Consider the following 12,962-nt stretch of genomic DNA (forward strand, 5'->3'; position numbering starts at 1 on the left):
TTATTGGCTACAGAGTTGACCCTCGCTAGGGATTTTTAAACTCTATTAGCGCAATCTAAAAAACCATGCATTTATTGCATGGTTTTTTTATTTAGCCCAGTATCATAGAGGTAAATTGAAAGAATGTACTTTACGGCTTAATAGGATAGTTAACGATGTTAGTATTAGTTTCTCCAGCAAAAACTCTCGACTTCGAAACCAAGGCTAACACAGCGTCTTTTACACAACCGACGTTGTTAGATCATAGCCAACAATTAATTAATGTGTGTCGTGAGTTGACTCCTATAGATATTGCTTCGCTGATGAAAGTTAGCGATAAAATTGCAGGTTTAAACGCAGCTAGGTTCATCGAGTGGCAACCTAACTTCACCCTAGACAATGCCAAGCAAGCGATGTTTGCTTTTCGTGGCGACGTTTATACAGGGCTAGATGCTGACTCAATGTCTGAAAAAGAAGTGAGTAAAGCACAACAACATTTGCGGATTTTGTCAGGTTTGTATGGCTTACTTAAGCCACTTGACTTGATGCAAGCTTATCGCCTCGAAATGGGCACAAGTTTAGCTAACCCTAAAGGTAAAAACTTGTACACTTTTTGGGGGGATGTGATCACCGATGAAATTAATCAGGCTGTTGCTGAGCAAGAAGACGATATCATTGTTAATTTGGCTTCGAACGAATACTTTAAAGCGGTAAAACCTAAAAAACTGAATGCAACATTGATTACCCCAGCATTTAAAGACTGTAAAAATGGTCAATATAAAGTGATTAGTTTTTATGCCAAAAAAGCGCGCGGTTTGATGGCAAGGTATATTATTGAAAATGACATTAAATCGTTAGCAGGGTTACAACAATTTGATGTTGATGGTTATTATTACAGCGAAGAATTATCAACGCCTGCAGCGCCTGTATTCTTACGTGAAGAACGTGTTTAGAGGTTGAGTATCAACCTTTTACTGTTGGATTAGCTAACCGTTTTTTTAAAACGAACAGACAATAAAAAAGCAGCGATTTCGCTGCTTTTTTATTGCCTAACAGTTTTGCTAAAAGGCTATTTTGGTTCTTTTTTGGCTAAAGGGCGTAAATCAAGTTCCGATTGCGCCATGATATACGCAAATTGAGCATAAGCAGCGACATTTTGGGCAAGCGCTTTTGGATCGATTTTATCCAACGTGTCGTTAGGGGTGTGATGATAATCAAAGTAGTCAGTACCATCTTGCCTTAATGATGCCACTGGCACACCTAAACCTGGCATCATAGAGACATCCGGGCCGCCAGACGCTTGGTTATTACCAAGTTTAACACCATTGATAGTCATTGATTGATGTTCAAGTTGAACTTGCTCAAATACGTTTGGGTTAACGTTAAAATCGATTTGATAAATTCTACCTGCACCAAAGTCTGACTCTGCTGCAATATAATGTTTTTCCAGCTCATCACTATGCTGTTTTACGTAAGCTTTACCGCCGACAAGGCCAACTTCTTCAGCTGCATATAATACAACTCTTATCGTTCTTGCAGGTTTTTGTGGTAAATCCTGGATAAGTTTAGCTGCTGCAGTAACAATGGCGACACCAGCACCATCGTCAATGGCGCCAGTCCCCTCATCCCATGAGTCAAGATGTGCCCCGATTAATACAATTTCTTCTGGCTTACTGCTACCAGTGACTTCAGCAATGACATTGTAAGAGGTTGCTACACCCAAATTTTTCGACGTTAAGTTAAGTGAAAGGGTGATATTGTCATCACGCTTGAGCATTGAATTAATCATATCAGCATCTGGTGCTGACAACGCAGCAGCAGGAATTTTTTCACCCCATCTTTATAACGCATCATACCTGTGTGCGCCATGCGGTCATGATCGGTACCAATTGAGCGAATAACGACAGCTACAGCGCCTTTTTCTGCTGCAGCAACAGCGCCTCTAGAACGACCTCCGACCGATTTTCCGTAGCCTTTACCGCTAATATGTCTCTCGGTTTTATGGTCGATAAATGCAATTTTACCTTTGACTAATTCAGGATCTGCCGCTTGTAAATCGGTAAGAGTGTCAAAGCGTACAATATTTGCTTGTATGCCTTCTTCTGGCGTTGAAACACTGCCTCCTAGTGCAGTGATAACAAGTGGTTGTTCATAGGGAGCTGTGATTGAAGCTTTCGCACTGCCTCTATACCACGCAGGGACTTGAACTGATTCTTTATAAACTTTATCAAATCCTAAACTTTTCAGTTTATCCATCGCCCACTCAACGGCAATAATATCTTTTTCAGAACCAGCTAATCGAGGGCCCACTTCGACTGTTAGTGATTCAACGATTTCATAACCTAAAGATGAATCTAAAGCTTTTAGGACTAGTTGTTGACTTACCGCATTATCTTTAGTGTTCTCGATTTTAGTTACTTGGGTATCATTAGTTTGATTCTGACATCCTGACAACGCAGTAAAAACCATTCCTGCAAAGAGTGCCTTATTGTAGTTTTTCATGAGTTTCCTTCATTTTTATTAGCTAAGTCTCATTTTTAAAAACAATCTACCAAAAAGTGTGCTTCATGTCGCTGCCCTATTTGTTAGGGAAGGCTATATTAGCGAGGGAGATGATTGAGGAGAACCAAGCGCGTGATGAATATAGAATTAATGCAACAGCGTGCAGATCATGCTGTAGTAATGCTTAAAGCACTAGCAAATGAACGCCGATTGTTTATTTTATGTCATTTGCTTAATGAAGGTGAAATGTGCGTTGGTGAGATGAACAAAAAACTGGGCCTAAGCCAATCTGCATTATCGCAGCATTTAGCTTGGCTAAGAAAAGATAATCTCGTTTGTACACGTAAAGAAGCTCAAACTGTTTTCTATTCACTTAAAAGTGATGAAGTTCGTGAGCTGATTAAAGTACTGGATAACTTATACTGCCACTAATGGCTTAGTATCTGCTCAGTGCTAAAAGCGTCTTAGTCAGTTACTTACTTAGGTAAGTGCTGTTGAGGCGTTTTTTTGCTTTCAAGAAGGCTCGTAAAAGCTTTTTATTGCGGTAAATACTTTTGAAGGGAGTTTTGCTGGATATCGTTAGCAGCCAATGCGGGTTGCCATGATCTGAATGTTGTTTATTAGCTACAATAAGCCTAATTGTATATGTTTACACTGAATGTAAGTATTAAAAATAGTGAAGGCTTGAGCTAAGAGTGATGTAATCGGGGGATAGGCTCAAATAGTGTCAAAGTTGAGTGAGTCATTTATTTTAGATATAAAAAAACCGACCTAAGTCGGTTTTTTAAAAACTAAATCACTAGATTAAGCAGCAAGTGCTTTGATTCTTGTGTTTAGACGTGCCTTTTGACGAGCGGCTTTATTCTTGTGAATAAGACCTTTAGTCGCCATACGGTCAACAATCGGTTGTGCTGCTGCGAATGCTTCTGTAGCCGCTTTGTGGTCACCGCTTTGGATAGCAGCGATAACTCTTTTAACGTATGTACGTAACATTGAACGACGACTAGCGTTATGCTGACGACGTTTTTCAGATTGAAGCGCGCGCTTCTTTGCAGACTTGCTATTAGCCAAGGTGCAACTCCTAAAACTGGGATTAATACTTTGAGGGCGAGGAATATGCCTGCTTTTATTCATTTTGTCAATGAATATGGCAGAAATATCGTCAAATAAACAAATATAACTACCTTGCGCGGTGATCTTCAACCCAACTCGTGTAAGATGTGGCGCATTCTAACAGTTCTTCTACCGCATAGACAGTAGTAGAATGGAAAATTTGAGATATATCCACGTTTAAAATATCGATAGCAAGCTGCTTCGGAGGCTGTTTGAGTAAAAAGTTATTAAAATCGGGTGCAATAGTCAGTGTGATGACTTTGGTATCAAGAGTATTAGGCCTGATCCGTGATGTTGTTATTGCGAATTTAATGGGGGCTGGTAGTAGTGCTGATGTCTTTATTTTTGCTAATAAAATACCTAACTTTTTACGTAGACTGTTTGCTGAAGGTGCATTTGCTCAAGCTTTTGTTCCTGTATTAACTGAATACCAACAAAAAAATACACCCGAAGAGACTCGTGAGTTATTAGCTAAAGTTGCTGGTACCTTAGGTGGCATTGTTAGTATTGTGACTTTAATCGGTGTTATTGCTTCGCCTTTATTAGCTGCACTGTTTGCTGGTGGTTGGTTTTATGACTGGTTAAATGATGGACCTGATGCTGGCAAATTTGAACTCGCTTCATTAATGTTGAAAATTACCTTTCCTTATTTATGGTTTATTACGTTAACTGCTTTAGCGGGATCGATTTTAAATACCCGAGGCAAGTTTGCCGTTTCTGCTTTTACCCCGGTTTTTTTAAACATCACCATTATTGTTGCTGCATTATATTTTGCGCCAACAATGGAGCAACCTGAACTGGCTCTTGCATGGGGGTATTTTTTGGTGGTTTAGTACAATTTTTGTTTCAGTTGCCATTTTTACTAAAAGAGAATGCTTTAGTAAAACCAAGTTGGGGTTGGCACCATCCTGGTGTTGTTAAAATTAGAACATTAATGATCCCTGCTTTGTTTGGGGTATCGGTGTCTCAAATCAATTTATTGTTTGATACCTTTATAGCGTCTTTTTTAATGACGGGCTCTATTAGTTGGCTTTATTACTCTGATAGGTTGTTGGAGTTTCCGCTTGGTTTGTTTGGTATCGCCATTGCTACAGTGATTTTACCTGCGTTATCAAAAAAGCATGTTGATGATAAAGGCACAGGGTTTAGTGAGACCATGGATTGGGGCGTAAGAGCGATTTTGCTGTTGGGCGCACCCGCGATGCTTGGGCTTATCATATTGGCTCAGCCTATGTTAATGGTGCTATTTATGCGCGGCGCTTTTTCAGTCAGTGATGTTGAGATGGCCTCATATAGTTTAGTGGCCTATGGTTGTGGTTTATTAAGCTTTATGATGATTAAGGTATTAGCACCAGGTTATTACTCTCGTCAAGATACAAAAACGCCGGTTAAATTCGGCATTATTGCCATGGTAAGCAATATGGTTTTCAATATTATTTTTGCCATTCCATTTGGATATGTTGGACTTGCAATTGCAACGTCATTATCGGCATTGTTAAATGCAGTATTGTTATACCGTGGGCTACACATTGCTGGTGTTTATAGAGTAACGAAATCAACTGTCATATTTTTCATCAAAGTGATTATTGCGACAGGGCTTATGGCAGTATTGTTGTTAAATACACTACCTGTTCAAAGTGAGTGGCTTGCAATGGACATGATGATGAAGATATTGACTCTTATAAAACTGATTGTTTCTGGCGCAGTTGTGTATTTATTGAGCCTAGTCATAATGGGGCTAAGACCTTGGAAGATGAAACGTCAATCATGAGTGCTGATAATCAAATCTATCTAGTATATAATCAGCCGATTTACAGTTGCAGTTAATTGGCGTAATGGAATTAATCCGCGGTATACACAATATTTTACCTTCGCATCATGGGTGCGTGCTCACTATTGGTAACTTTGATGGTGTGCATCGAGGCCATGCGCAAGTTCTTAATAACTTAGTTAATAAAGCTAAGCACTTTCAATTGCCCGCAGTTGTTATGACGTTTGAGCCACAACCTCAAGAGTTATTTCGTCAGCAAGATGCTCCAGCAAGAATCAGTTTGCTTCGCGATAAGATTAGCCTGCTTGATGAATTAAGTATTGACCGTTTATTGTGCGTCAATTTTAATAGTCGTTTTGCTAATCAGCCAGCTGAGCAATTTATTGAAGATTTGCTAGTAAAAAAACTAGGGGTTAAATACCTTGTTGTCGGTGATGATTTTTGTTTTGGTAAGAATCGTACTGGCACCTTTGATATGCTACTTGAAGCTGGCAAAAAGTTTGGGTTCACTGTTGTGAGTACCCAAAGCTTCATTTTAGGTTCGATACGCGTGAGTTCCACAGCTGTTAGAGAACAACTTGCTCTTGGTAATTTAGAGCAAGCAAGAAGATTATTAGGTCATCCCTTTGTGCTAACGGGTAGAGTGGCACATGGGCAAAAGTTGGGTAGAACCATAGGTTTTCCGACTGCCAATATTGCATTAAAGAGAAAGGTGTCACCCGTAAGAGGTGTGTTTGCCGTAAAAATGTATTGGGATGATAGCGATATATATGAAGGCGTTGCCAATGTTGGTTTTAGACCGACGGTTGACGGCCAAATTTGCCAATTAGAAGTCCATTTATTTGACTTCGATGGTGATTTATACAGTAAAAGAGTAGAAGTTGAATTAGTTGCTAAAATCCGTGATGAACATCCGTTTGAGTCACTTGAGGCACTAAAGAAACAAATTTTGAATGATGCAAATGAAGCAAAAGCTTTGTTTGGCAATGATGCAGGTTGAAATAAATCAGCCCAATTAATGGTATAGGATCAATGACCGACTATAAATCTACGTTGAATTTGCCGGAAACAGATTTTCCGATGCGCGGTAACTTGGCTAATCGTGAGCCAGAAATGTTAAACCGTTGGACTCAAAACGAACTTTATCAAAAAATTCGTGACAGTCGAATTGGACGCAAACCATTTATTTTGCATGATGGCCCTCCATATGCGAATGGCAATATTCATATCGGTCACTCAGTCAATAAAATTTTAAAAGACATCATTATCAAGTCAAAAACAATGGCTGGTTTTGATGCGCCATACGTTCCTGGTTGGGATTGTCATGGTCTGCCTATCGAACTTATGGTAGAGAAAAAGGTTGGTAAGCCTGGCCAAAAGATTTCTGCTGCTGAGTTTCGTGCAGAATGTCGTAAATATGCAGCTAAACAAGTAGACGGTCAACGTGATGACTTTATTCGTTTAGGTGTTTTAGGTGATTGGCATAACCCATATCTAACAATGGATTACAGCACCGAGGCTAACATTGTACGCTCTTTGTCAAAAGTGATTGAAAGTGGCCATTTACATAAAGGTGTTAAACCTGTTCACTGGTGTACAGATTGTGGTTCTGCGTTAGCTGAAGCTGAAGTTGAATATGAAGACAAAACTTCACCAGCAATTGATGTTGCTTTCAATGCTGTTGATGCAGCAGCAGTAGCCGCTAAATTTGGCGTTGAAGGCTATAAGACTCCAGTTGCCGCAGTTATCTGGACAACAACACCTTGGACACTACCTGCAAACCGTGCATTATCATTAAGCCCTGATCTTGATTACAGCTTGGTTGAGTTTACTAAAAATGGCGCAACTAAAACTCTAATCTTGGCTGAAGTACTTGTTGAGTCTTGCTTAACGCGTTTCGAAGCTGAAAGCCATAAGGTTATTGGTACTGCAAAAGGTGCTGAGCTTGAGTTGATGCGTTTTCAGCATCCTTTTTCGTCTTTCGATGTGCCTGCTATTTTGGGCGATCATGTTACGACTGATGCTGGTACGGGTATTGTTCATACTGCACCTGGTCATGGTCAAGACGATTTCGTGGTTGGACAAAAATACGGTTTAGAAGTTGCAAATCCAGTTGGTGATAACGGGGTTTATAAAGCGGATACTGAGTTCTTTGCTGGCCAGCACGTGTTTAAAGCAAACAAAGGTGTGGTTGAATTACTGGAAGAGAAAGGCCAGTTATTATGCCATGTTGCTTACCGTCATAGTTACCCACATTGCTGGCGTCATAAAACACCTATTATTTTCCGCGCTACGCCACAGTGGTTTATTTCGATGGATAACCATGGCTTGCGTCCTCAGGCGTTAGCTGAAATTGAGAAAACACAATGGATCCCTGATTGGGGCCAAAGTCGTATCGAAAAAATGGTTGAAAACCGCCCTGACTGGTGTATTTCACGTCAACGTACTTGGGGTGTGCCAATCACTTTACTGGTTAACCGTGAAACTGAAGAGTTACACCCAGATAGTGTTTCTATCATGGAACGCGTTGCTCATCGTATCGAGCAAGAAGGTATTCAAGCATGGTGGGATCTTGAGCTAAGTGAATTAATCGGTGATGAGGCTGATCAATACCGTAAAGTGACTGATACTCTAGATGTTTGGTACGACTCTGGCTCAACATTCTCGTCAGTGGTTGCATCTCGTCCGGAATTTAATGGTCACGAAATTGATTTATATCTAGAAGGCAGTGATCAACACCGTGGTTGGTTTATGTCTTCATTGATGATTTCAACTGCAATGAATGGCAAAGCGCCATATAAGCAAGTATTAACCCATGGCTTTACCGTTGATGGTAAAGGTCGCAAGATGTCAAAATCAGTGGGTAACGTGATTGCTCCTTTACAAGTTATCAATAAACTGGGTGCAGACATCCTTCGTTTATGGGTCGCAGCAACCGATTATAGTGGTGAAATGACGGTTTCTGATGAAATCTTAAATCGCAGTGCCGATTCATATCGTCGTATCCGTAATACTGCTCGCTTCTTGTTGGCTAACTTGAATGGCTTTAACCCTGAAACAGACATGATTGCTACAGAAGATATGGTGTCACTAGATCGTTGGGTTGTACGCCGCGCAGCTGCACTTCAAAATGAAATTATTGAAGCTTACGATCAATATAATTTCCACTCTGTTACACAAAAGCTAATGCAGTTCTGTTCTGTAGAGCTAGGTAGTTTCTATTTAGACATTATTAAAGATCGTCAATACACAGCTAAGCAAGATGGCCATGCTCGTCGTAGTTGTCAATCAGCGCTATACCATATTGCCGAAGCGATGGTACGCTGGATTGCGCCTGTACTAAGTTTCACTGCTGATGAAGTTTGGAAATTATTACCAGGTGAGCGCACAGAATTTGTCTTTACTGAAGAATGGTACCAAGGGCTTGAGTCAGTGACTTTAGCTGATGACTTGAGTGATGAATACTGGCAGCAGTTACTGACTGTACGTAATGAAGTTAATAAAGTATTAGAACAAGCTCGTCGTGATAAGCGAATTGGTGGCTCTTTAGAAGCTGAAGTGACTCTGTTTGCTGATGCTGATTTAGCAGCTCAACTTGGTAAGTTATCAGACGAACTTCGCTTTGTTTTACTCACTTCAAAAGCGAAAGTTGAGTTATTAGACAATGCTTCTGCTGATTCAATTGAAACTGAGCTTAGCTCGCTTAAATTAATGGTTTCAAAAAGTGAAGCTGAAAAGTGTGAACGTTGCTGGCACTACAGTGACGATGTTGGTTCTAACGAGTCACATTCAACACTATGTGGTCGTTGTGTTACTAACATCGAAGGCGATGGCGAACATCGTGATTTTGCTTAAGGGTTTATAATGCCATCGACTTGGAAAGAAAGTGGCATTCGTTGGTATTGGGTAGCTGTATTGGTTTTTTTGCTGATCAGCTATCTAAGCAATGGGTGTTAGCGAATTTTGAGCTGTATGATTCAATACAGCTTTTACCTTTTTTTAATTTTACTTATGTGCGTAACTACGGAGCAGCATTTAGCTTTTTAAGTGAAGCAGGTGGTTGGCAACGTTGGTTATTTACCATTATTGCCGTTGGCTTTAGTGTGCTGCTAACTGTTTGGTTAAGAAGACAGTCTTCATCACTTTGGCGTTCAAATTTAGCTTATACGCTGATTATTGGTGGGGCGATAGGCAATTTAGTTGATCGTTTAATGCATGGCTATGTAGTAGATTTTATCGATTTCTACTGGAATACAAGTCATTACCCTGCATTTAACATTGCTGACGCAGGTATATTTATTGGTGCGGTATTGATCATTTGGGAATCATTCAAGCCTGAAGTACCACCGACAGAAAGTTAGGGAGAGCTACATTGTCTGAGCAACACACTTTAACCCGTTCTATTTTATGTCATATGAATATCCTTCTAGAGGATGGTTCTACAGCAGATAGTACAAAAGCGTCTGGTAAGCCTGCTCGTTTTAATACTGGTGATGGCAGCTTAAGCCCTGCATTTGAGGCGCAAATTAGCCAATTGCAGCAAGGTGATAATCACACTTTTACTTTAGAGCCAGTTGATGCGTTTGGTGAAGCAAACCCTGATGCTATCCATCATATGGATAGAAACCGCTTTCCTGCTGATATGGAATTAGAAGTGGGCGTGATAGTCAGTTTTGGTGGTCCTGGTGGTAGCGAAATACCAGGTATGGTGCGTGAAATTGCTGGTGACTCCATCACTGTTGATCTAAACCATCCTTTAGCGGGCCAAAAAGTCACTTTTGAACTTGAAGTTGTAGAGGTACTTTAACATGCTAAAAGTTGACCCAACTTCTCCTGAATTGAATATATTGTTAGCTAACCCACGTGGTTTTTGTGCAGGTGTAGATAGAGCGATTAGTATCGTTGAAAGAGCACTAGAGTTATTTGAACCGCCGATTTATGTCCGTCATGAAGTGGTACATAATCGATATGTGGTTCAAAACTTAAAAGACCGTGGTGCAATCTTTGTTGATGAATTAGATGAAGTACCTGACAATTGCATCGTGATCTTTAGTGCTCATGGTGTATCCCAAGCGGTAAGAAAAGAAGCTAAGCATAGAGGACTGAAAGTCTTCGATGCAACATGCCCACTTGTAACTAAAGTGCATCTTCAAGTAACCCGTGCCAGCCGTAAAGCAATCGAGTGTATTTTAATCGGCCATGAAGGACATCCTGAAGTTGAAGGTACTATGGGTCAGTATGATAATCCGCAAGGTGGCGTTTATCTTGTTGAGTCACCGGAAAGCGTAGCGGCATTAGAGGTTAAAGATCCTGACAACCTGTGCTTTGTCACTCAAACAACCCTATCAGTGGACGATACATTAGACATTATTGAAGCGTTAAAACAGAAGTTTCCTTCTATTGAAGGGCCGCGAAAAGACGACATTTGTTATGCGACTCAAAATCGTCAAGATGCCGTTCGAAACATGTCTTCTGATGCTGACTTGATGATTGTCGTCGGGTCTAAAAACAGCTCTAATTCCAATAGACTGCGTGAGCTTGCAGAAAAAACAGGCACTCAAGCCTATTTAGTTGATACCGCAGCCGATGTTGATCAAGCTTGGTTTGATGGTGTATCTAAAGTTGCGGTTACAGCTGGGGCTTCTGCGCCAGAAGTACTTGTTCAACAAGTGGTTGATGCTATCGCTAAATTTGAGCCTTCGGTCATCACCGAAGTGGAAGGGCGAAAAGAAGATACTGTTTTTGCCGTACCCGCCGAGCTTAGATAATAATGACAGCTTAAAGGCCTGATACGAAAACAAAATAAGCTATTTATAAAACCGTGAGCTATTCTGGCTTGCGGTTTTTTTGTGCCTGTAACTAAAGCATGAGTAATTAGTCTATACTCTATAGATCGTTAAATTTAATCTTTAGCTAATATTTAGTATACAATACTTGTTAGTTTTGATTACATCTTGCTCGACTCTTATTTTACATTGTAGTATTTTGTATCTAAGTTTTAGATTTTAAACAAATAATTATAATCATTTTGTCAATATACTGGCAGAAAATGGAGGTTTGACACTCATGTCAGCGAAAAGGAATGGATTTTCCTTAATTGAAGTTTTAGTTTCCTTGGTTATTTTGACCGTAGGCTTAATTGGAATTTTTAATCTGCATATCGTCTCAAAACGCGGTAGCTTCGAATCATTTCAGCAAACTCAAGCTTCTTACTATGCCAACGACATTATCAATCGAATGCGAATGAATCGTTCTGAATTACTAAATTATGCTGGAACATATTCCGGCACCGCCTCTGCACCTGCAAAACAATGTGATGTCAGTGTGGGAGCAAATAGCATTTGCACGAGTATTGAAACTAGAGTGTGGGATTTATATCAATGGGAAAGAATGCTGCAAGGAGATACTGAAAAGTCATCAGGCTCTAACGTGGGGGGACTTGATACTTCAGTTGCTTGTATAGCTGTTAGTGGACGCGATGTCACTGTTGTTGTTACTTGGAGAGGAATTAGAGCATCTTCTGATGGGTTATCTGAAGGTAGCTCATTTGCTCAAAGTTGTGGTAGTTCAAGTGATAGGCGTCGTGCATTAGTGATTGAAACAGCGATTATATAAGGCTCTAATAATGTTCAAGAAATATACATATCAAGCAGGGCTATCGCTTGTTGAGTTAATGGTAACAATGGTGATCAGTTTATTTTTAACGATTGGTATTTTTACAATGTTTAGTATGTCTTCTAGCAATGTTTCTACAACCAGTCAGTTTAATCAACTGCAAGAGAATGGACGCATCGCGCTTACAATTATTGAAAGAGACTTAAGTCAACTCGGTTTCTTTGGAGATATCACAGGGACTGATTTAAACCTTGGGATGAATACAAGGGTTACAGCTACTGCAGTTGCAAATGATTGTGTTGGTGCTGGAGCTAACAATTCAAGCTTCCCGAATATTCAACCTTCTCATTTTAGACGATTATGGGGCTATGAAGCTGGTGTGAGTTCAGAAAGCCTAGCGTGTATAACACCTAAGTCTAATACTGATGTTATTCAACTAAAGCGTTTAGTCGGACCATCTGTAGCTGCAGCGGCTATGAATACATCACGTTATTATGCTGCTTCAACTTCCAATGAGATAGAGTTTTTCAATGGTAATGTTGCGCCTCCTACGTTACTCAATAGTCGTATTTGGGAGTTTCAACATCATGTTTATTACATCGAAGAAGACGGTGATATTCCAATTTTAAAAAGACGAACTTTGTCTATTGGTAATGGTATGAATAACGAAGAACAGTTAGTTGAAGGAATTGAAAACATGCGAATTTTGTATGGTTTTGATAGTAATGGTGATGATACTGCCGATAGTTATATGCCAGCCCAAAATGTAACAACATTGATGTGGGATAATGCTTTTTTCCAACGCTTAGTATCACTAAGGGTCTTTTTACTCGTCAGAACGTCAAGTAATGATAAAGACTATACCAACGACGTGACCTATAAATTGGGTGATAAATCTATTGGTCCATTGAATGACAATTATAGAAGAAAAGTGGTTTCAACGACTGTAGTACTTGAAAACCCTGTATTAATAAGAAATTAA

Annotated in this window: 9 protein-coding genes and 3 pseudogenes; 10 read left to right on the forward strand and 2 right to left on the reverse strand. The window is 39.9% G+C overall.

Annotated elements, in window-relative coordinates; all coding sequences use genetic code 11:
• Positions 1–155 precede the first annotated feature (155 nt).
• On the forward strand, positions 156–932 hold the full coding sequence (yaaA, locus tag ACGEDC_RS14855) for a peroxide stress protein YaaA (protein WP_394494120.1): 777 nt from the start codon (positions 156–158) through the stop codon (positions 930–932).
• Positions 933–1,048: 116 nt separating this feature from the next.
• Here the strand turns inward: yaaA and ACGEDC_RS14860 are convergent.
• Positions 1,049–2,481, reverse strand: a pseudogene (locus tag ACGEDC_RS14860) (M28 family metallopeptidase).
• A 135-nt stretch (positions 2,482–2,616) separates the two neighbouring features.
• On the opposite strand from ACGEDC_RS14860, the gene ACGEDC_RS14865 reads away from it, so the two are divergent.
• Entirely contained in the window at positions 2,617–2,913 is a 297-nt protein-coding gene (locus ACGEDC_RS14865; protein WP_055025629.1) for an ArsR/SmtB family transcription factor, read from the forward strand.
• A gap of 372 nt (positions 2,914–3,285) precedes the next feature.
• Here the strand turns inward: ACGEDC_RS14865 and rpsT are convergent, their stop codons facing one another.
• On the reverse strand, positions 3,286–3,552 hold the full coding sequence (rpsT, locus tag ACGEDC_RS14870; protein WP_055025630.1) for a 30S ribosomal protein S20: 267 nt from the start codon (positions 3,550–3,552) through the stop codon (positions 3,286–3,288).
• A gap of 254 nt (positions 3,553–3,806) precedes the next feature.
• Between rpsT and murJ the strand changes: the two are divergent.
• The 8 genes and pseudogenes from murJ (at position 3,807) to ACGEDC_RS14910 (ending at position 12,962) form a co-directional block, all read left to right on the forward strand.
• Positions 3,807–5,365, forward strand: a pseudogene (gene murJ, locus ACGEDC_RS14875) (murein biosynthesis integral membrane protein MurJ).
• A gap of 64 nt (positions 5,366–5,429) precedes the next feature.
• The gene (gene ribF / locus ACGEDC_RS14880) at positions 5,430–6,365 is read left to right on the forward strand and encodes a bifunctional riboflavin kinase/FAD synthetase (protein ID WP_055025632.1); all 936 of its coding nucleotides are present in this window, start codon (positions 5,430–5,432) and stop codon (positions 6,363–6,365) included.
• Positions 6,366–6,397: 32 nt separating this feature from the next.
• Positions 6,398–9,220, forward strand: coding sequence for an isoleucine--tRNA ligase (gene ileS, locus ACGEDC_RS14885; RefSeq protein ID WP_394494123.1), 2,823 nt, complete (start codon positions 6,398–6,400; stop codon positions 9,218–9,220).
• Positions 9,221–9,229: 9 nt separating this feature from the next.
• Positions 9,230–9,726, forward strand: a pseudogene (gene lspA / locus ACGEDC_RS14890) (signal peptidase II).
• An 11-nt stretch (positions 9,727–9,737) separates the two neighbouring features.
• Positions 9,738–10,172 carry an FKBP-type peptidyl-prolyl cis-trans isomerase gene (fkpB, locus tag ACGEDC_RS14895; protein WP_394494125.1) on the forward strand — a complete coding sequence of 145 codons (435 nt, stop codon included), beginning with the start codon at positions 9,738–9,740 and terminating at the stop codon, positions 10,170–10,172.
• Between the two features lie 31 nt (positions 10,173–10,203).
• Complete coding sequence (gene ispH / locus ACGEDC_RS14900) at positions 10,204–11,133, forward strand: 4-hydroxy-3-methylbut-2-enyl diphosphate reductase (RefSeq protein WP_197495528.1); 930 nt, start codon at positions 10,204–10,206, stop codon at positions 11,131–11,133.
• 298 nt (positions 11,134–11,431) lie between these two features.
• Positions 11,432–11,980 (forward strand): type IV pilus modification protein PilV, encoded by a 549-nt coding sequence (gene pilV, locus ACGEDC_RS14905; protein WP_119968914.1) that lies wholly within the window; start codon positions 11,432–11,434, stop codon positions 11,978–11,980.
• A 10-nt stretch (positions 11,981–11,990) separates the two neighbouring features.
• Positions 11,991–12,962 (forward strand): PilW family protein, encoded by a 972-nt coding sequence (locus ACGEDC_RS14910; protein ID WP_119968915.1) that lies wholly within the window; start codon positions 11,991–11,993, stop codon positions 12,960–12,962.

It is taken from the genome of Shewanella sp. ENK2 (genome assembly GCF_043568515.1).
Lineage (GTDB): Bacteria > Pseudomonadota > Gammaproteobacteria > Enterobacterales > Shewanellaceae > Shewanella > Shewanella japonica.

Coding starts and splice junctions, on each gene's coding strand:
- yaaA (WP_394494120.1), top strand. CDS start 156: ATGTTAGTATTAGTTTCTCCAGCAAAAACTCTCGACTTCGAAACCAAG.
- ACGEDC_RS14865 (WP_055025629.1), top strand. CDS start 2,617: ATGAATATAGAATTAATGCAACAGCGTGCAGATCATGCTGTAGTAATG.
- ribF (WP_055025632.1), top strand. CDS start 5,430: ATGGAATTAATCCGCGGTATACACAATATTTTACCTTCGCATCATGGG.
- ileS (WP_394494123.1), top strand. CDS start 6,398: ATGACCGACTATAAATCTACGTTGAATTTGCCGGAAACAGATTTTCCG.
- pilV (WP_119968914.1), top strand. CDS start 11,432: ATGTCAGCGAAAAGGAATGGATTTTCCTTAATTGAAGTTTTAGTTTCC.
- ACGEDC_RS14910 (WP_119968915.1), top strand. CDS start 11,991: ATGTTCAAGAAATATACATATCAAGCAGGGCTATCGCTTGTTGAGTTA.